The sequence below is a fragment of the Teichococcus deserti genome (assembly GCF_001982615.1).
Classification (GTDB): Bacteria; Pseudomonadota; Alphaproteobacteria; order Acetobacterales; family Acetobacteraceae; genus Pseudoroseomonas; species Pseudoroseomonas deserti.
In genome coordinates, this window is record NZ_MLCO01000212.1 from 1 (window position 1) to 18,962 (window position 18,962).

Here is an 18,962-nt window from a genome sequence, read left to right on the forward strand (position 1 = left end):
CCCTTGAACATCGGCCCCGCCCCCGGCCCTGGAGCAGGGCTGCCCTGCGCGGCCGGGCCAGCGGATTGCTGCGGCGCGATGAAAAATGACAGAGGTCCGGCGGACTCGCGGCTTGCCCCTTGCGGCGCGATTTGCCGCCGCGATATGCAAACCATAGTGGTGCGGGCCCCGGCTTCACCCAAGATCTGGGTGGCCCGGCCCCCCGAACGGGAAGGAGGCGCCGCGATGTCCGGCTTGCAAACCGTTGACCGCGACCGTTCCGGCAATCCGCTCGATGTGGTGGAGCAGATCGTTGCTGCCAACGAATGGGTCTTCGAACGCCGCTCCGACGGGGAGATGGCGGTGGAGGCCCCGGGGAAGTGGTGCGACTACGGCCTGTTCTTCTCCTGGTCGCAGGAGATCAGCGCCATGCATTTCACCTGCGCCTTCGACCTGAAGGTGCCGGCCAACCGCCGCGGCCCGCTCTACGAGCTGCTGGCCCTGGCCAACGAGAAGCTGTGGATCGGCCATTTCGGCATCGAGGCCGAGGACGGCGCCCCCGTCTACCGGCATGCGGTGCTGCTGCGCGGGGCGCCCGGCGCCAGCGCCGAGAGCCTGGAGGACATGGTGGACATCGCCATCACCGAATGCGAGCGGTTCTTCCCGGCCTTCCAGTTCGTGCTCTGGGGCGGCAAGCCGCCGGCCGAGGCGCTGGCCGCCGCCATGCTCGACTGCGCGGGCGAGGCGTGAGCGTGGCCGCTGACACGCTGCCCCCTCTCCTGCTCATTGGTTGCGGCAAGATGGGCGGCGCCATGCTGGAAGGCTGGCTGGAGCAGGGCGCCCGCGAGGTGGTGGTGGTCGAGCCGGTGGCCGCGGCCGTCACGGCCTTCGCCGGCCGCGTGACCCTCTGCGCGACCGTCGGAGACATCCCGGCCGGCTTCGCGCCGGGCGCCGTGGTGCTGGCAACCAAGCCGCAGCAGGCGGCCGACGCCCTGCCGGCGCTGTCCGGCATGGCGCAGGCGGGTGCGCTGTTCATCTCGATCATGGCCGGCAAGACGGTGGCCGGCATGACGGCGCTGCTGGGCGGCCAGGCCCGGCTGGTGCGCGCCATGCCCAACACCCCCGCCGCCGTGCGCCAGGGTTTTACGTGTTGCTTCGGCGGGCCGGGCGTCTCCGACGACCAGAAATCTCTCACTGACCGGCTGCTGGGCGCCATCGGCGAGGTCGCCTGGGTCGACGAGGAAAAGCACATCGACCCGGTGACCGCCGTCTCCGGCGGCGGGCCGGCCTATGTCTTCCTGCTCGCCGAGGTGCTGGAGAAGGCGGCCATCGAGCAGGGGCTGCCGCCCGCGCTCGCCCGGCAAATGGCGCGCAAGACCGTCGCCGGCTCCGGCGCGCTGCTGGCCGCCAGCGAGCTGGACGCCGCGCAGCTGCGCATCAACGTGACCAGCCCGAAGGGCACCACCGAGCGGGCGCTCGCCGTGCTGATGGCGCCCGAGGCCTGGCCGAAGCTGATGTCGCAGGCGATCGGCGCCGCCACCGACCGCTCGCGCGAGCTGGCCGGCTGACTTTCCAGGGGGTTCCATCCCCCTGGTGCAACCTCTCGCCGGACCCCACTCTTTCCTGCCATGACCGACAGCTTCGCCCCCCTTCCCGACGACGCCGCGCTGATGGACGCGCTCTGGTCCCTGGTGGCCGAGCGCGGCTGGCAGTCCACCACCCTGCCGGCCCTGGCCGAGCGGGCGGGCATCGACCTGCCGACGCTGCGCGGCGCGGTGCCGACCAAGTTCTCCCTGCTGTGCCGGCATGCGCGGCTGGTCGACCAGGCGGTGCTGGCCGATGCCGGGCTGAACCCGGGCGGCAGCCCGCGCGACCGGCTGTTCGACACGCTGATGCGCCGGATCGACGCGCTGCAGCCGCACCGCGCCGGGCTGGTGCGCTTCGGCCGCGAGTTGCGGCACGACCCGCTGCTGGGCCTGGCGCTGGCGCCGGTGCTGGGCGCCTCGATGGCCTGGATGCTGGAGGCGGCGCGGATCGAAAGCTGCGGGCTGCTGGGCACGCTGCGGGTGCAGGGGCTGGGCGCCGCCTGGATCGCCACGCTGCGCGCCTGGGAGCAGGATGACAGCGTGGATCTCGGCCAGACCATGGCAGCGCTCGACAAGGCGTTGGACAAGGCCGAGCGCGCCGCGCGCTGGCTGAAGCTGGACCGCGACGGCGACCAGCCGTCGGGTGAGACGCCCGCCGCGCCGCCGCCATCCAGCGCCCCGGCCTCGCCCGATCCGATCGACTGACGCAACCTCGCCCGGGGGTCGCGACTTCGTCCCGCAAAGGAAACATCATCCGGGGCCGCGGCCTAAGCGCTTCCGGTTACCACCACCCCGGGGCTAAGCTGCCCCTGGCCATAACAAGCGGGAGGATGCCCATGTCGGATGCGCCCAAGCCCACGCCGGAGATGGACATCATGAAGATGCTTTCGGATTTCCGCCTGCCGACCATGCTGCCGGACATGAACAGCCTGGCGGCGGCGCAGCGCCGCAACTTCGAGGCGCTGTCGGCGGCCAACAAGGTCGCGCTGGAAGGCGCCCAGGCCGTGGCGCGCCGCCACATGGAGATCCTGCAGCAGTCGATGACCGAGATGACCTCGGCGCTGCAGGGCGTCTCGGCCGAGTCCACCCCGCAGGAGAAGGCGGCCAAGCAGGCGGAGATGCTGAAGGCCACCTATGGCCGCGCCGTCTCCAACATGCAGGAGATCGCCGAGCTCATCCAGAAGTCGAATGCCGAGGCGCTGTCGCTGCTGAACAAGCGCTTCGCCGAGGCGATGGACGAGGTGAAGGGCCTGGTGAACAAGCCGGGCGCCTGATTTTTCTTTCAGCTTCGTGCCGAAGGGCCGGGGGCGGAAGCCTCCGGCCCTTTTTTCATGCGCGTTCAGGGTGTCGCCCGGGGCGCCGCACGCGGCTTCCCTCGCCCGGCAAAATACTATAGGGGGGTATGGTATGAGCCATCTCGCCGCCCGCAAGCAGCCGCTGATCAACCGCATCCGCCGCATCGCCGGCCAGGTCGCCGCCGTCGAGCGCGCGCTGGAGGAGGAGGCCGACTGCGCCGTCACGCTGCAGCGCCTGGCCGCGGTGCGCGGCGCCGTCGACGGTCTGCTGCAGGAGATCATCGCCGAGCACCTGCAGGAGCATGTGGCGCATCCCGGCCTGTCGGACGCCGAGCGCGCCGAGGGGGCGGAAGAACTGATCGCCGTCATCCGCCGCTACGCGCCCTGAGGGGAACCGCCATGTCCGAGCCCGCACCGCACCCCTTGGCGCATGAGCATGTCTTCCTGGGTCAGGCGCATGACGCCAATGCGCGGCGCACCCTCTGGGTGGTGGCGCTGACCGCGGTGATGATGGTGGCCGAGATCATCGCCGGACAGGTCTTCGGCTCGATGGCGCTGCTGGCCGACGGCTTCCACATGGCGACCCATGCGGGCGCTTTGGCGGTCGCCGCCGGCGCCTATGCCTTCGCCCGCCGCCATGCGCGCGACCGCCGCTTCAGCTTCGGCACCGGCAAGGTCGGCGACCTGGCCGGCTTCGCCTCGGCGCTGGTGCTGGGCGTGGTGGCGCTGGGGATCGCGGTGGAATCCTTCGGCCGGCTGCTGGCGCCGCAGCAGGTCGCCTTCGGCCAGGCCATCCTGGTTGCCGTCATCGGCCTGGCCGTCAACCTGGTCAGCGCCCTGCTGCTGGCCGGCGGCGGGCATCACCACCATCACGGCCATGGCCATGACCACCACCATGGGCATGAGCATCATCATGGGCATGAGCATCACCATGGGCACCACCATGGCGGCGGCGGGCAGGACAACAACCTGCGCTCGGCCTATCTGCATGTGCTGGCGGATGCGCTGACCTCGGTGCTGGCGATCGCCGCGCTGCTGGCCGGGCGTTATCTCGACTGGATCTGGCTGGACCCGATGATGGGCATCGTCGGCGCGCTGGTCATCGCCCGCTGGTCCTGGGGGCTGATGCGCGACACCGCTTCCGTGCTGCTCGACGCCAGCGACCCGGCGCTGGAGACCGAGATCCGCGCGCTTGCCGAGGCCGCGGGCGACACCCGCATCACCGACCTGCATGTCTGGCGCCTGGGGCCGGAGGCGCATGCCGCCATCGTCAGCGTCACCGGCCCGGCCGATGCCGAGACCATCCGCGCCCGGCTGAAGCCGGTGCACGAGGTGGTTCATCTGACCATCGAGCACCGGCCGATGGCCGCCGGGTAAGGCCGCCGCGAACCCGCCTCTGATTGCTGAACGGTGAAGCGGCGGCCATGATGGACGGCAGACCAGCCCAGGGGCCTGCATGCCGTCCGACCCGCCGACCCCGCCCGCGCCGCGCGACCCTGCCCTGGCGCTGGAGATCGCCGCCGGCATGCTGGCCCGCCGCGGCGACTGGCCGAAGCTGGTGGTGCGGGTCATGGCGGCCCTGCCCAGCCTGGCGCCGGAGACGGTCCGTCCGCGCACCTGGCTCCATCTTGTCACCGCGGCGCTGGAGACCGGCTCGGAGCCCGCCTTGCAGGCCGCCATCGCCGCGGGGCTCAGCCCCGCCCTTCCGCCCGAGACCCGCATCGAGCTGGCACGGCGGCTGGCGATCGGCGACCGGGCGGCGGCGGGGCTCGCCGTGCTGCTGGCCGATCCGGCGCTGATGCAGACCCCGGCGCTGGCGGGCAAATGCCTGATGGCTCTGAAGGTGATCGGCGGGCCGCGGCAGTCGCCGGCCCTGCAGGCCTGCCTGCCGGTGCTGCGCCGGGTGCTGCTGGGCGAGCAGAAACCCGCCACCCCGCCACCCGAGGCGCCCTTCGCCTTCCCGGCGCCGGCGCTGCCGCGGCATCCGGCGACGCCGCTCGGGATCCTGAACCCCGAGGCCGTTCCGGCCGCCGACCTCGCCGATATCCGCGGCCAGGACGCCGCCTTCGCCGAGCGGATGGGCCGGGCGCGCCGGCCGCGGGTGCGGCTCTACGAGGACGTCTTCGTCAACCGCCGCGGCCAGATCTGGCGCGCCGACGGCACAATGCTGGATGGCGGCGGCCGGCTGCTCGATCCCGCCTGCCGCGCCGCCGAGGCGAAGGCCCGCTTCGTGCCGGAAGCGGTCAATGCGCTGGAGGCCTCGGGGTTCTTCCACTGGTTCGCCGAATGGATGCCCTCGCTGTTCTGGACGCTGCAGTGCGGGGCGCGTGGCCTGCCCTATCTGCTGGGCGACCGCGCGCCGGACTACCAGGCGGCGCTGCTCGGGCTGCTGCGCGGCGCGGCGCCGGAGACCATCGCGGTGGGCGACGCGGTGCGGGTCGGCCGGCTCTATGCCGCCAGCCGCGAGACCGCGGGGCTGGTGCATTGGGGCGCCTACCAGGCGGGATTCGAGCGGCTGGCGGCGCAGGCGGCACCAGGCGGGCACAAGCTGCTCTACCTGTCGCGCCGCGACGCGCCGAAACGCGCGATGGGCAATGAAGCGGCGCTGGAAGCGCGGCTGGCCCGTGCCGGCTTCCACTGCGTCCCCTTCTCCGGCCTCAGCTTGCCGCAGCAGATCGGGCTGGTGCAGGACGCCGCGCTGGTGGTCGCACCGCATGGCGCGGGGCTGGCGCATCTGCTGGGGCAGCGGCGCGGCATCGCGGTGCTGGAACTGATGCCGGTGCTGTCCAGCGCCATCCCATTGCGGCACTGCTTCGCGCGGATTTCCGCGCTTCGCGGGCATCGCCATGCCCAGTACCTGGTGCGGCCGAACGCCGCGACCCAGGCCTGGTCGGTCGATGTCGGCGCCGTCGCCGAGGCCGCCGAGCGGATGGCAGCGGAAGCGCTGCGGAGGCAGCAGGCCGCCTAGGCGGGCAGCCGGATATGGGCCCTGAGCCCCCCCAGCGGGCTCGCCTCCAGCGCGATATCCCCGCCATGCGCCCGGGCGATGTCCCGGGCGATGGCCAGGCCCAGCCCGGTCCCGCCGGCCGAGAAGCTAGTGAAAGGCTTGAAGGCCTCTTCGCGCGAGGCGCCGGGGATGCCGGGACCGTCATCGTCGATGGTGATATGGACCCAGCGGCCGGCCGGGCGGCCGGGCTCGCTGCGCGGGCTTTCGGTCAGGCCGACCGCGATGCGGCGGGCATGGCGGCGGGCATTGTCCAGGATATTGCCCAGGCAGCGGCGCAGGGCGTCGACCCGCAGCGGCAGCACCAGGCTGTCGGGGGCCTCGACGCTGACCTCGGCACCGTCGCGGCGGGTGCGGCGGGCCATGTCCATCACCAGCTCGACCAGGTCGGAGGGCTGGCTCTGCTCCATCCCTTCGCCACGGGCGAAGGCGAGATAGGTCGCGATCATGCGCTCCATCTCGGCGACGTCCTCGGTCATCTCGGCGGCGTCCTGCTCGGCGCCGGCGGGCAGCATGGCGAGGCCGAGGCGCAGGCGGGTCAAGGGCGTGCGCAGGTCGTGGCTGATGCCGGCCAGCATCTCGGTGCGCTGGTTGATGAAGCGGCGGATCCGGTTCTGCATCTGGTTGAAGGCGGCCGCCGCCTGGCGCACCTCGGCCGCACCCTCCGGCTTGATCGGGCCGAGCTCGCGGCCCAGGCCGAAGGCTTCCGCCGCGCTGGCCAGCCGCCGGATGGCGCGCACCTGGTTCTTCATGAAGAGCGCCGCGACGATGAACAGCAGCAGCGAGGTGCCGACCAGCCAGATGACGAACAGATAGAGCGTGCCGAAGAACAACCGTTTCCGCGGCGCCTCGACATGCAGCACGCCGTCGGGGGTCTGCACGCGGATGATGACGCTGCGCGGGTCGGACTGCCAGTCGGTGTCGAAGGGCAGGCCGACGCGCTCGCGCAGCGCATGGGACAGGTCGTCCTCCAGCGGCAGGATCGGCATCCAGCTGGAGCGCTGGCCGGGCATGCCCATGGTGGCGCCAGGCTCGAAGGCCAGCGACAGGTCCAGCCGCCAGGCCGCCTCGCGGAAGATCCAGTCGCGTTCGTGCTCGGTCGGGTGGCGGGTCAGCAGCTCGGTGACCATGCCGACGTCGCCGGCGACGCCGCCGGCAAGGCGGCGCGAGATGACGTCGAGATGGCCGCCGTAGAAGAGCTGCAGGGCGACGCCCTGGAGGATGAGCAGCGGCAGCAGGATGATGAGCAGCGCGCGCCCGAGCAATCCGCGCGGCAGCAGCCAGCGGAAGGGGGCCGCGAGGAAGCGGAGCACCGGACGCAGAGGCTGTGGGGTCGGTTTCATGCGCGTGCCGCGTTGCCTTGGCTGGTCATGTGGCGCTGCGGGTTCAGCGGCCGAAATGACAGAAAAAAGATGGGCGCAAACGTGTACGTTTGCGGGGGGAATTCATTCCCCCAGCCTCAAGTCCCTGGCTTGAGAACGTAGCCCCGGTGCCTGACGGTCTGCAGAAAGCGCGGCTCCCGTGGATCCGGCTCGATCTTGCGGCGCAGGCGGGTGACCTGGACGTCGACCGCGCGCTCGCCGGCCTCGGGCGTGCCGAGGGCGGCGGCAATCTCCTCGCGGGTCAGCACCTCGCCGGCGCGGCGGGCCAGCGCGGAGAGCAGCGCCGCCTCGCCCCCGGTGAGCCGATGGGTGCCGTCCTGGCCGCGCAGCTCGCCGCGCTCGGGGTCGTACCAATGCGGGCCGAGCTGAACGGGGGCGAGCGGCAGGCTGGCCGGCAGCGCCGGCGTGCTGCGCTTCAGGATGGTGCGGATGCGCAAGGCCAGCTCGCGCGGGTCGAAGGGCTTGGCCAGATAGTCGTCGGCGCCGCGCTCGAAGCCGGCGATGCGGTCGTCCGGCGCCCCGGCGGCGGTCAGCATCAGGATGGGCACGTCCTGGCCCTCGCGGCGCAGGCCCTCGGTCAGGTCGAGGCCGGATTCACCCGGCATCATGACGTCGAGCACCAGCAGGTCGAAGGCCATGCTGTTCAGCGCCTGGCGTGCGGCGACGGCATCGGCCGCCGCGGTGACGCGGAAGCCCTGCTCCGACAGAAACCGCTGCAGCAGGTTGCGCAGCCGGGCATCGTCGTCGACGACCAGCAGATGCGGCTCGCCGCCGGTCATGCGGCGCTCCGCGGCTTGGGCGCGCCGGGGGCCGCGGCCGGCTGGGCGCGGTCGAGCTGGGCGCGCGCCTCGGGCCCCATCAGGCCGAGCATGACACGCCGGAAACCCTCCACGGCGACGGGGCCGGCCTCGCGATAGGCCCGCATCACCCATTCGCGCTGCCGCTCGAACAACCGGCGCTCCATGGCCTCCCCCTTCTCGGTCAGCGACAGCAGGCGCTGGCGGCGGTCGTTGCGGCCGGGCGCCTGGGTGACATAGCCGTCCTCGACCAGCGGCGTCAGCACCCGGCCGAGCGACTGCTTGGTGATGCCGAGGATGGAAAGCAGGTCGCCCACCGTGATCCCCGGCCGGCGCCCGACGAAATGCAGCACCCGGTGGTGGGCGCGGCCCATGCCGAGCTCGGCCAGGATGGCATCCGGGCCGGCGGTGAAGTCGCGATAGCCGAAGAACAGCAGGTCCTGGGCGAGCCGCAATTCCTCCTCGCGCAGGAAGAGGAGCTGGCGGCCGGCGCCGAGGGGCTTGGACTCCGGGGCTTCGGACATGGCTGGCATGCTTCCCTTTTGGGTCAGCGTCATTGACGTTTCTTCGTTGAAAGTTTTACGGTCTGGCTATCCCACGAAATAAAATTTCGTGGAACCCCTTTCAAGGATGACACAGATGGCGCTGGCTCCTTTCGACGACCGCGACGGCTGGATCTGGATGGACGGGCAGATGCTTCCCTGGCGGGAGGCGAAGCTGCACGTCCTGACCCACGGGCTGCATTATGCCAGCAGCGTCTTCGAGGGCGAACGGGCCTATGGCGGAAATATCTTCCGCCTGCGCGCCCATACCGAGCGGCTGATCGCCTCGGCGACGATCCTGGGGATGGCGATGCCCTGGAACGCCGAGGAGATCGACGCCGCCTGCCTGGCGGTGATGGCGGCGAACGGGCTGACGGATGCCTATCTGCGCCCGCTGGCCTGGCGCGGGACGGAGATGCTGGCGGTCTCGGCGCAGAACACCAGGACACATCTGGCCATCGCCTGCTGGGCCTGGCCGAACCTGTTCGGGGAAGCCCGGATGAAGGGCATCCGCCTGGGCCATGCCGAATGGCGCCGGCCCTCGCCGCAGAGCGCGCCGACGGCGGCCAAGGCGGGCAGCCTCTACACGATCGGCACGCTGTCCAAGCACAAGGCCGAGGCGGAAGGCTTCGACGACGCGCTGATGCTGGACCATCGCGGCGCGGTGGCCGAGGCGACGGGCGCCAATATCTTCTTCGTCATGGACGGCGCGCTGCACACGCCGGAGCCGGACGGGTTCTTGAACGGCATCACCCGGCAGACGGTGATGGCGCTGGCGAGGCAGCAGCAGATCCCGGTGGTCGAGCGGCTGATCGCGCCGGAAGAGATTGCCCGGGCGAGCGAGGTCTTCGTCACCGGCACCGCCGCCGAGGTGACGCCGGTGCGGGCGATCGGCGATCTGTCCTTCACGCCGGGCCGGATCACCACGGCGCTGATGGATGATTATTCCAGCCTGGTGATGCAGGACCCTGCGACGGTGGCGCAGCGGCTGGGGTGAGCGGGCGTGGCGTTGGCGCCCCCACCGGGCCGCCGGCGCCGAACCGCGCAGCCTTTACGAATCCCGGCGGGCTCTCCATGAAGGCGCCAGGCCGTGGACCCGGCCGGACGGTCCGATCAGGAGATGCAGGCTTGCCGCAAATCTTCCAGAGCTTTTGGCATGGCGGCGCTCTCTCGCCCTACGAATGGCTTTGCCTGAAATCCTTCATCGACCATGGGCATGGCTATCATCTCTACAGCCATGACCCCCATCTGTCGGTGCCGCAGGGCGTGCAGCTGATGGATGCCGCCGAAATCGCGCCGGCGGATGAGGTCTTCGTCTACCAGACCGGGCCTGGCAAAGGCAGCGTTTCCAGCTTCGCCAACCTGTTCCGCTACGAATTGCTGCTGCGACGCGGCGGCTGGTGGGTCGACACCGATGTCTGCTGCACCAGCACCGAGGTCCCCGCGCAGCCGCGCTTCTTCGCCATCGAGGCGCCGGAGCGCGCCAATTGCGCGGTCATCCATTTCGCGGCAGGCGATCCGGTCATGCGGGATTGCCGGGACGCCGCCCGCCGCCGCGGCCACCAGGTCACCTGGGGCCAGACCGGACCACGCCTGCTGACCGCGACGCTGCGCAAGCACGGGCTGCTGGCAGCCGCCGCGCCGGCGGCCAGCTGCTATCCATTCACCTGGCAGGAAGTGCTGCCGCTGTTCGACCCGGCGCAGGCGGCCAGCCTGCAGGAGCGGGCGCGCAGCGCCTTCTGCGTGCATTTCTGGAACGAGATCATTCGGCGCCTGAAGATCGACAAGCGGCTGGGCGTGCCGAAGGGCTGCTACCTCGACACGCTCTTCACCCGCCATGGCGTCAGCTTCCCGCCTCATCCCGGCTATTCCTTCGCCGAGCTCGGCGCGCTGGAGGAAGCGCTAGCGGCAACGGAACGACAGGCGCGCCGCATCGCCGAGCTGGAAGCCGCCGTACAGCCATCCCAATCCGAAGGGGCCCCGCAGCCGGGCTGAGCGCGCCGAATTGCCTCCCCGTCATCCGCTGTTATCTTAAGGCCCGGCATTCGTCGCCCGGCTTTCCTGCCGGCATCCCGCCGCCTCAGGAGAGTTCCGCTTGCGGCAGTTGTTCCAGAGCTATTGGCATGGCGGGCCGCTCTCGCCCTATGAATGGCTCTGCCTCAAGTCCTTCGTCGACCACGGGCATGCCTTCCACCTGTACAGCCACGATCCGCAGCTGGCGGTGCCGGAGGGCGTGCAGCTGATGGATGCGGCCGATATTCTCCCGGCCACCGATATCTTCGTCCATGCGCATGGCTGGGAGAAAGGCAGCGTCGCCTGCTTCGCCGACCTGTTCCGCTACGAGCTGCTGTTGCAGCGCGGCAACTGGTGGGTCGACACCGATATCTGCTGCCTGCGGCCCCAGGTCCCGGCGCAGCCCTTCTTCGCCGCTTTTGAGGCGCCCGATCGCGCCAACAATGCGGTCCTGCATTTCGAAGCCGGCCATGCCGTCATGCGGGACTGCCGCGACGGCGTGCGACGCCTGGGGCCGAAGGCCGCCTGGGGCCAGACCGGGCCCGAGCTGCTGACCGCGACCCTGAAACAGCATGGCCTGCTCGGCGCCGTGGCGCCGGCGGCGACCTGCTATCCTTTCGGCTGGAAGGACGCACTCATGCTGTTCGATCCGGAGCAAGCCGCCGATCTGCGCGACAGGATCGGCGGCGCCTTCTGCATCCACTTCTGGAACGAGATCCTCCGCCGCCTGAAGATCGACAAGCGGCTCGGCGTGCCCCGGGGCAGCTACCTGGATGCGCTGTTCGCGCGCCATGGCGTGCGCTTTCCCGCCCATGTCGGCTACACGATGGCGACGATCGCCGCCCTGCTGAAAAGCCGGATCGAGTTGGAGCAGCTGACGCTGCGCGCCGCGCGGCTGGAGGCCGCCCTCAAGCAGTCCGAAGCCAGGGCGGCCGAGCTGCTCCAGGCCAATGCCGCCTTGCGGGATGCGGCGACCGCCAACGGCCGCCTCGACGGCTGACCATCTGTCGCCGGCCTGCAGTCCGGATCACCCCTCCCCCCGGGGTTCCGCCACGGCGTGCGGCGGTCCACAATGAGCATGAGCCCGGAGGAAAAGCCGCCCGATGTCCTGGACCGACGACACCGCCCGCGCCGCGCTGAAGCGCCTGTTCGACACGGCGATCCGGGCGGCCGATCCGCGTGCCATCCTGGCCGGCCACCTGCCGGAACCGCCCGAGGGCGGGCGCATCGTCGTGGTCGGCGCCGGCAAGTCGGCCGCCGTCATGGCCGCCGCGGTGGAAGACGCCTGGCCGCAGGAAGACATGTCCGGGCTGGTCATCACCCGCTACGGCCATGCCGTGCCCACCCGGCGGATCGAGGTGGTCGAGGCCTCGCATCCCGTCCCCGATGCCGCCGGGGAGGCCGCCGCCGCCCGCGTGCTGGCCGCCGTCCAGGGGCTGACGGAGAAGGACCTGGTGCTGGCGCTGATCTCGGGCGGTGGCTCGGCGCTGATGGCGCTGCCGGCGCCGGGGCTGACGCTGGCCGACAAGCAGTCGGTCAACCGCGCCCTGCTGGCCTCCGGCGCCACCATCCAGGAGATGAACTGCCTCCGCCGCCATCTGTCGGCGATCAAGGGCGGGCGGCTGGCGACGGCGGCCCATCCGGCGCGCGTCGTGACGCTGGCGATTTCCGACGTGCCCGGCGACGAGCCCACGGTGATCGCCTCGGGTCCCACCGTTCCCGACCCCTCCAGCTTCGCCGAGGCCCGCGCGCTGGTCGCGCATTACGGCATCGCCTTGCCGCCCGCCGTCGCCGCCCATCTGGACGCCGCGGCCGAGGAGACGCCGAAGCCCGGCGATCCGCGCCTGGCCCGCGCCGAATACCGCATGATCGCGACGCCGCAGCTGGCGCTCGAGGCCGCCGCCGCCGAGGCGCGCAGGCTCGGCCTGACGCCGCTGCTGCTGGGCGACGCGCTGGAGGGCGAGGCCTCGATCCTTGGCACGGCGCTGGCCGGCATCGCCCGCAGCGTGCGCGCGCATGGCCAGCCGGTCGCGGGTCCGGCCGTGCTGCTCTCGGGCGGCGAGACCACGGTCACCATCCGCGCCGGGCAGAAGCCAGGCCGCGGCGGTCGCAACACCGAATGCCTGCTGGGCCTGGCGCTGGCGGCCTCCACCGCGCCGGAACTGGCCGAAAACATCTGGGCGCTGATGGGCGACACCGACGGGATCGACGGGTCGGAGGCCAATGCCGGCGCCCTGCTCGCCCCCGACAGCCTGGCCCGCGCGCGCCAGCTCGGGCTTGACCCGCGTGCCATGCTGGCCAGCCATGACAGCCAGAGCTTGTTCGATCGCCTGGGTGACTGCATCGTGACCGGTCCGACGCTGACGAATGTGAATGATTTCCGGGCGATATTGATCGCCTGACGCTGTGCCCCACCTCTCGGGGCAGGTTGCACTGCAGACTGAAGGAACGAACCTTGGCACCCCGTATTCCGCTCCGCCGCCGCCGTCGCACCAAAGTCGTGGCCACCCTCGGGCCGGCCAGCTCGACGCTGGAGGTGATCGAGCGCCTGTATCGCGGCGGCGCCGACGTCTTCCGCCTGAACTTCAGCCATGGCAGCCACGAGGACCACGCCCAGCGGATCCAGATGATCCGCGAGCTGGAGAAGAAGGTCGGCCGCCCGATCGGCATCCTGGCCGATGTGCAGGGCCCGAAGCTGCGCGTCGGCCGCTTCCAGGGCGGGCGGGTGCAGCTGCAGACCGGCCAGCGCTTCCGCCTGGACATGTCGGCGACCCCGGGCGATGTCCGCCGCGTCCAGCTGCCGCATCCGGAGATCATGGAGGCGGCGCGCATCGGCACCACCCTGCTGCTCGATGACGGCAAGCTGCGCCTGCGCGTGGTGCACAAGCGCGACGACCACCTGGAGACCGAGATCCTGGTCGGCGGCGCGCTGTCCGACCGCAAGGGCGTCAACGTCCCCGACGTCGCGCTGGCCATCCCGGCGCTGACCGAGAAGGACCGCGCCGACCTCGACTTCGTGCTGCCGCTGGGCATCGAATATATCGGCCTGTCCTTCGTGCAGCGCCCGGAGGACGTGGCCGAGGCCAAGGCCATCGCCGATGGCCGCGCCTGGGTCATGGTGAAGATGGAGAAGCCGCAGGCGGTCGAGAACCTGGAAGGCATCCTCGACCTGACCGACTGCGTCATGGTCGCCCGCGGCGACCTCGGCGTCGAATGCCCGCCGGAGGAGGTGCCGCTGATCCAGAAGCGCATCGTCCGCGAGGCCCGCGCCCGCGGCCTGCCGGTGGTGGTTGCGACCCAGATGCTGGAGAGCATGATCTCCGCCCCCGCGCCGACCCGCGCCGAGGCCTCCGACGTCGCCACCGCCGTCTTCGACGGGGCCGACGCGGTGATGCTGTCCGCGGAATCGGCCGCGGGCCAGTTCCCCTTCGAGGCGGTCAACATGATGGACCGCATCCTGTCCCGCGTGGAGCAGGATACCGGCTGGCGCCAGATCACCGACGCCGCCCGCCCGGCGCCGGAGAAGAACTCCGCCGGCGCCATCGCCGCCGCCGCCCGTCAGGTGGCCGAGACCATCGAGGCGGAGGCGATTGCCACCTTCACCTCCACCGGCTCGACCACGCTGCGCGTGGCGCGCGAGCGGCCGGCCTCGCCGATCGTCGGCCTGACCAGCAGCGAGGCCACCGCCCGCCGCATGGCCGTGGTCTGGGGCGTCCACCCGCTGGTCTCGGCCGAGCCGCATTCGATGACCGACATGGTCGCCAAGGCGATCCGCGCGACGCAGGCGGAAGGCTTCGCCCAGGCCGGCGACGAGATCGTCGTGACCGCCGGCGTGCCCTTCGGCACGCCGGGGACGACCAACGCGCTGCGGGTCGCCGCCATCAAGTAAGGCAGGCGGCAGGGGGAAGGACTTCCCCCTGCAACCCCCTTCTCTTCCTGTCAGGGCCGGCCGCCGATGGCGGCCTTCGAGCTCAGGCGGACCCGGCCGGCAGACCGGCCCGGGTCACGACGCCGCAAGCCGGCTCAGGCCTCGACACGATGCACGACGAAGGCCTCGTCGGCCGGCGGCGGCGCGGCGAGGCAGGCCAGGCCGGCGCGCAGCCCGCGCTCCCCGGCCTGCCAGCGCAGCGCCAGGCTGTCGGCGGTGAAGTCGAAGAGCTTGCCCGGGCCGGCATCCTCCGGCGGCGGGTGGTAGCCGATGCGCAGCAGCGTCGCCTGGTCGGGGCCGGCGGCGCCGGGCGGCATCGCCTGGCCGGGCAGCTGGGCGGAGAGGCGGCGCAGCGCGGCGGCCAGCCGCAAGGCGCGGCCATGGCCTTCGATCAGCCGCTCGGTCTGGTTGCCGAAGGCCAGGTCGCCGGCGCGGGCCACCGCCTCCTTCAGCGAGCGCGGCATCTGCCCGGCCGGCGGGAAGAGCTCCGCCACCAGGCAGAGCAGCGAGGGAGCCGTCGCCTCCGCCAGCACCAGGTCGAGCGGCGCATTGGCGGCCAGCCCGCCATCGGCCAGCATCCGCCCCTGCACCGCCACCGGCGCGAAAAGCGGCAGCAGCGCGCAGGAGCCGAGGATATGCTCCACCGTGATGCGGTCGCCGCGCCCGGTGTCGAAGGCGAGGCGCTCGCCGCTCTCCAGGTCCACGGCCGAGACGGTCAGGCGCGGTGCGCCGCCGTTCAGCCGGTCGAAATCCACCAGCTCGAGCAGCCGGGCGCGCAGCGGCGCCAGGTCGTAGAGCGCCGGCGCCGCGCCCATCAGCGCCGCCGGCATCGGCCAGGGCGCGAAGAGGCCGGCGCGGCCCAGCGCCAGGGTCTGCAGCACCGACGCCTGGCGCAGCCAGTCGCGCCAGGGGCCGAGCCCGGGCAGCGGCGCGTCGGCCAGGCCCAGCCAGAATTGCCGCAGCCGGGCGACCCGCGCCTCGGGCGGGTTGCCGGCGATGATGGCGGCGGTGACCGCGCCGGCCGAGGCGCCGAGCAGCCAGTCGGGCTCCATCCCCCCTTCCGCCTGCAGCGCGGCATAGAGCCCGGCCTCGAAGGCGCCGAGGGCAATGCCGCCCGAGAGCACGAGCGCCTGCATGCTCAGGCTGCGGCGCGGGCGGCGGCGGAGCGGAAGACGGGCTGTGTCATGGCGGGTTTCCTGGACCGGCGGTGGCCGGCCTCTTCCCCCTCAACCGGAGCCGGCGGCGGCGGTTGCAGCGCAGCAAAGCCGAGCCGCCGGATCAGGCGTCCTCGCCGTGGACCTTGGCGTGCAGGCGCTTCAGCCGCTCGGCGCCGCCGGAGAGGCGGGGGTTGATGGTCACCGCCTCCTGCATGGAGCGCAGCGCGCCCTGGTTGTCGCCCATCTGCTCCTGGAAGCCCGAGAGCACGGCGAGCGCGCCGAAATGCCGCGGCTCCAGCACCAGGACCTGGCGCAGGTCGGCGAGCGCGGCCTGCATGTCGCCGGTGGCGGCCTGGGCCTGGGCACGGAGCAGCCAGGATTCGGCGTGGTCGGGCTGCAGGGTGAGCGCGGCGTCGAAGTCCTCGACCGCGTCGGCCGGGGCTTCGCTTTCCATGTTGCGGGCGCCGCGGCGCAGCAGGAGCATGACCGCCGGCGAGGCGCCCTGGGCCCAGAGCCCGCGGATGCGGGCTTCGAGGGCCGAGGCGGCGGTGGCGTCGGGGGCGGAAGGCAGGGCGTCGAGCAGGCGGTTGAGCTCGCTGCGGCGGGCTTCGGCCGTGGGCGCGGGCTGGCCCAGCGCCGGGGCGGCGGCGGTGAGCAGGAGGAAGGCGAGGGCTGCTGCGCGCATGGGGTGAAGTTTGGCCCTGAGGTCGTGCTGCGCAAGTTTATTCGGCGCTGCTGAGAGTCAGAAAAAGATGGGGGTTTGGGGGAATTCATTCCCCCAACCTTACTTGTTCTTATCGCTCCGTGGATCGAGCGCATCCCTCAATCCATCGCCCACCAGGTTGAAGGCCAGCACCACGAGGAAGATGGCGAGCCCCGGATAGATGGCCATCCAGGGTGCCTGGGTGAGGAAGCGCTGCGCCGCGTTGAGCATGGACCCCCAGGAGGGCGATGGCGGCTGCTGCCCCAGGCCGAGGAAGGAGAGCGAGGCCTCGGCGATGATCGCCTCGGCGATGGCCAGCGTCCCCTGCACCAGCAGCGGCGGGACGATGTTGGGCAGGACGTGGCGCAGCGCGGTGCGCCAGGGCGGGTTGCCGAGGGCGCGGGCGGCCTCGACCCAGTCGGTCGCTTTCGCCTCGAGCGCCATGCCGCGGGCGAGGCGGACGAAGATGGGCGTCGCCGAGATGGCGATGGCCAGCATGGCGTTCTCCAGCGCCGGGCCCAGGAAGGCGGCGAGCGCGATGGCCAGGATCAGGAAGGGCACCGAGAGCATGGCGTCGGCCACCCGGCTGATCACCGCGTCGGTCCAGCCGCCGGCCAGGCCCGCCCAGAGGCCGAAGGGCACGCCGAGGCCGATGGCGGCGGCGACCGAGACGATGCCGGCCATCAGCGAGGCGCGCGCGCCCCAGATGACGCGGGAGAGGACGTCGCGGCCGTTCTCGTCGGTGCCGAACCAGAAGGCGGAGGACGGCGCCTTGCGGATGCGGGCCCAGGAGGTGGCGACCGGGTCGTAGGGCGCGATCAGCGGCGCCAGGATCGCCACCAGGACGAAGAGGGTGACGATGACCAGGCCGAGCATGGCCAGGCGGTGGCGGGCGAAGCGGCGGATGGCGCGGCGGCCGGGGCTGTCCTGGGACGGCCTGGGCGGGGTCTTCGGCGGTGGCGGCGGCGCAGGCGGGGGTGCGGCGGCCTGGCGCAGCTTGTCCAGCGTCGAGCTCATGACGCGCGCAGCCGCGGGTTGATCGCCATGTAGAGCAGGTCGGCCAGCAGCGAGAGCAGCACGAAGATCAAGGCGGTGGCCATGACCACGCCCTGCACCACCGGATAGTCGCGGTTGAAGACGGCGTCGACGATCAGCTTGCCGAAGCCCGGGATGGTGAAGATCTGCTCGGTCAGCACGGCGCCAGCCAGCAGCCGGCCGAGCTCGATGGTGCCGAGCGTCACCACCGGGATCAGCGCGTTGCGCAGCGCGTGCTTGACCACGACCATCCGCTCGGTGAGGCCCTTTGCCCGCGCGGTGCGGACATAGTCCTGGCTGAGCGCGGTCAGCATGGCGGCGCGGGTGTGGCGCATCAGCACGCCGGCGATCGAATTGCCCAGCACGAAGGCGGGCATGATGGTGGTGGCCAGCGACTGCCAGGGATCCTCGAAGAGCGAGACGTAGCCGGAGGGCGGCAGCCAGCCGAGCTGCACGCTGAACAGCAGGATCAGCATGATGCCGAGCCAGAAGTTCGGCGTGGAGATGCCGGCGAGCGCGGCGCCGTTCGCAGCCCAGTCGACCGGACGGTCCTTCCAGACAGCTGAAACAATGCCGAGCGGCACGCCGATCAGGACGGCGATGACGAAGGCCATGAGGGCAAGTTGCAGGGTGACCGGCAGCTTCTCCAGGATCAGCTGCGCCACCGGCATGCGGATCCGCCAGGAGAAGCCGAAATCGCCGGTCAGCACGCGGCCGAGCCAGGCCAGGTATTGCTGCCAGAGCGGCCGGTCGAGCAGCAGCTCTGCGCGGATCTCGGCCAGGACCTGGGGGTCGCCGCGCTCCTCGCCGGCCAGGATCAGCGCCGGGTCGCCGGGCATCAGCTGCTGCAGGCCGAAGATCAGCACCGACAGGATCAGCAAGGTGGGGATGATCTGCCCCAGCCGGCGCAGCAGCCAGATGCCCATTGTCTTGTCAGCCCCTCAGTTCAGACGGATGCCCTGGGGGCGGATGATGCCATCGGGCAGCAGCGAAAAATCGGTCACGCGAGCGGCGTAGCCCATGATGATCTCGCGGTGCCAGAGATAGGCGCGCACCCGGTCCTGCCGCAGCGCGATGGCCCAGACCTGGGCATAGAGGGCGCGGCGCTTGGCCACGTCGGTCTCCTCCCGCGCGGCGTCGAGCAGGCGGTCGACCTCCGGATTGGCCGACTTGCCGTCATTCTGCGCGCCGCGGCTGTGCAGGAAGGCCCAGGTGTTGCCGTCGGGGTCCGGCCGGCCGGACCAGGCCGAGAGATAGGTCTGGAAGTCGCCGCGCTGCGCCGCCTGCAGCGAGGAGGCGAATTCCATGCTGGCGATGCGCAGCTCGAAGCCGGCCTCCTTGACCATGGCCTGGATCACCTCGGCCGCCTGGCGCAGCTCGGGGTTGGTGGGCACGGTCATCTCGACCACCACCGGCAGGGCGACGCCGGCCTGCTTCAGCAGCGCCTGGGCGCGGGCCAGGTCGCGCGGCTCGGGCTTGAAATTGGGGTCGTGGAAGGGGCTGCCGGGCGGGACGGGCTGGGCGGTGGGCACCATCAGCCA

Annotated in this window: 20 protein-coding genes; 12 read left to right on the forward strand and 8 right to left on the reverse strand. The window is 71.6% G+C overall.

Annotation, left to right across the window (positions count from 1 at the left end; genetic code table 11):
* Positions 1-225 precede the first annotated feature (225 nt).
* The 7 genes from BKE38_RS20155 (at position 226) to BKE38_RS20185 (ending at position 5,828) form a co-directional block, all read left to right on the forward strand.
* Positions 226-729 (forward strand): type III secretion system chaperone family protein, encoded by a 504-nt coding sequence (locus tag BKE38_RS20155; protein WP_076959043.1) that lies wholly within the window; start codon positions 226-228, stop codon positions 727-729.
* Between the two features lie 2 nt (positions 730-731).
* Complete coding sequence (gene proC / locus BKE38_RS20160; protein ID WP_242662498.1) at positions 732-1,547, forward strand: pyrroline-5-carboxylate reductase; 816 nt, start codon at positions 732-734, stop codon at positions 1,545-1,547.
* 60 nt (positions 1,548-1,607) lie between these two features.
* Positions 1,608-2,270 (forward strand): TetR family transcriptional regulator, encoded by a 663-nt coding sequence (locus BKE38_RS20165; protein ID WP_076959045.1) that lies wholly within the window; start codon positions 1,608-1,610, stop codon positions 2,268-2,270.
* 131 nt (positions 2,271-2,401) lie between these two features.
* Positions 2,402-2,839 carry a phasin family protein gene (locus tag BKE38_RS20170; protein WP_076959046.1) on the forward strand — a complete coding sequence of 146 codons (438 nt, stop codon included), beginning with the start codon at positions 2,402-2,404 and terminating at the stop codon, positions 2,837-2,839.
* A gap of 133 nt (positions 2,840-2,972) precedes the next feature.
* Positions 2,973-3,248, forward strand: a complete 276-nt coding sequence (locus tag BKE38_RS20175) for a metal/formaldehyde-sensitive transcriptional repressor (RefSeq protein WP_076959047.1) — start codon at positions 2,973-2,975, stop codon at positions 3,246-3,248.
* A gap of 11 nt (positions 3,249-3,259) precedes the next feature.
* Positions 3,260-4,237: a CDF family Co(II)/Ni(II) efflux transporter DmeF gene (dmeF, locus tag BKE38_RS20180; RefSeq protein ID WP_076959048.1), complete on the forward strand. Its 978-nt coding sequence runs from the start codon at positions 3,260-3,262 to the stop codon at positions 4,235-4,237.
* Positions 4,238-4,316: 79 nt separating this feature from the next.
* Positions 4,317-5,828, forward strand: a complete 1,512-nt coding sequence (locus BKE38_RS20185) for a glycosyltransferase family 61 protein (RefSeq protein WP_076959049.1) — start codon at positions 4,317-4,319, stop codon at positions 5,826-5,828.
* On the opposite strand, the gene BKE38_RS20190 is transcribed toward BKE38_RS20185, so the two are convergent.
* The 3 genes from BKE38_RS20190 to BKE38_RS20200 all read right to left on the reverse strand — a co-directional run bounded on the left by BKE38_RS20190 (position 5,825) and on the right by BKE38_RS20200 (position 8,567).
* Complete coding sequence (locus tag BKE38_RS20190) at positions 5,825-7,207, reverse strand: ATP-binding protein (RefSeq protein WP_076959050.1); 1,383 nt, start codon at positions 7,205-7,207, stop codon at positions 5,825-5,827. The two genes, BKE38_RS20185 and BKE38_RS20190, sit on opposite strands and share 4 nt — an antisense overlap.
* Positions 7,208-7,323: 116 nt before the next feature.
* Positions 7,324-8,025, reverse strand: a complete 702-nt coding sequence (locus BKE38_RS20195) for a response regulator (protein WP_076959051.1) — start codon at positions 8,023-8,025, stop codon at positions 7,324-7,326.
* On the reverse strand, positions 8,022-8,567 hold the full coding sequence (locus tag BKE38_RS20200) for a MarR family winged helix-turn-helix transcriptional regulator (protein WP_076959061.1): 546 nt from the start codon (positions 8,565-8,567) through the stop codon (positions 8,022-8,024). Before BKE38_RS20200 ends, BKE38_RS20195 begins: the two co-directional genes overlap by 4 nt.
* 115 nt (positions 8,568-8,682) lie before the next feature.
* Here BKE38_RS20200 and BKE38_RS20205 point away from each other — a divergent pair, with 115 nt between their 5' ends.
* From BKE38_RS20205 to pyk, 5 genes are all read left to right on the forward strand, one after another.
* Positions 8,683-9,582: a branched-chain amino acid aminotransferase gene (locus BKE38_RS20205; RefSeq protein WP_076959052.1), complete on the forward strand. Its 900-nt coding sequence runs from the start codon at positions 8,683-8,685 to the stop codon at positions 9,580-9,582.
* 131 nt (positions 9,583-9,713) lie between these two features.
* Positions 9,714-10,580, forward strand: coding sequence for a hypothetical protein (locus BKE38_RS20210; RefSeq protein WP_076959053.1), 867 nt, complete (start codon positions 9,714-9,716; stop codon positions 10,578-10,580).
* Between the two features lie 100 nt (positions 10,581-10,680).
* Positions 10,681-11,598, forward strand: a complete 918-nt coding sequence (locus BKE38_RS20215) for a hypothetical protein (RefSeq protein ID WP_131829667.1) — start codon at positions 10,681-10,683, stop codon at positions 11,596-11,598.
* 103 nt (positions 11,599-11,701) lie between these two features.
* Positions 11,702-13,000, forward strand: coding sequence for a glycerate kinase type-2 family protein (locus BKE38_RS20220; protein WP_076959055.1), 1,299 nt, complete (start codon positions 11,702-11,704; stop codon positions 12,998-13,000).
* Between the two features lie 53 nt (positions 13,001-13,053).
* Positions 13,054-14,487 carry a pyruvate kinase gene (gene pyk, locus BKE38_RS20225; protein ID WP_076959056.1) on the forward strand — a complete coding sequence of 478 codons (1,434 nt, stop codon included), beginning with the start codon at positions 13,054-13,056 and terminating at the stop codon, positions 14,485-14,487.
* 134 nt (positions 14,488-14,621) lie between these two features.
* On the opposite strand, the gene BKE38_RS20230 is transcribed toward pyk, so the two are convergent.
* The 5 genes from BKE38_RS20230 to BKE38_RS20250 all read right to left on the reverse strand — a co-directional run.
* A complete protein-coding gene (locus BKE38_RS20230) occupies positions 14,622-15,662 on the reverse strand; it encodes a patatin-like phospholipase family protein (RefSeq protein WP_076959057.1) in 1,041 nt (346 codons plus the stop codon).
* A gap of 142 nt (positions 15,663-15,804) precedes the next feature.
* Positions 15,805-16,368 (reverse strand): tetratricopeptide repeat protein, encoded by a 564-nt coding sequence (locus BKE38_RS30940; RefSeq protein ID WP_076959058.1) that lies wholly within the window; start codon positions 16,366-16,368, stop codon positions 15,805-15,807.
* 99 nt (positions 16,369-16,467) lie between these two features.
* Positions 16,468-17,403, reverse strand: a complete 936-nt coding sequence (locus BKE38_RS20240; protein WP_083747714.1) for an ABC transporter permease — start codon at positions 17,401-17,403, stop codon at positions 16,468-16,470.
* Positions 17,400-18,347 (reverse strand): ABC transporter permease, encoded by a 948-nt coding sequence (locus tag BKE38_RS20245; protein WP_076959059.1) that lies wholly within the window; start codon positions 18,345-18,347, stop codon positions 17,400-17,402. The genes BKE38_RS20240 and BKE38_RS20245 overlap by 4 nt, the downstream gene beginning before the upstream one ends.
* 15 nt (positions 18,348-18,362) lie before the next feature.
* Positions 18,363-18,962 (reverse strand): ABC transporter substrate-binding protein (locus BKE38_RS20250; RefSeq protein ID WP_242662499.1); only part of this gene is annotated, 600 nt, incomplete at its 5' end.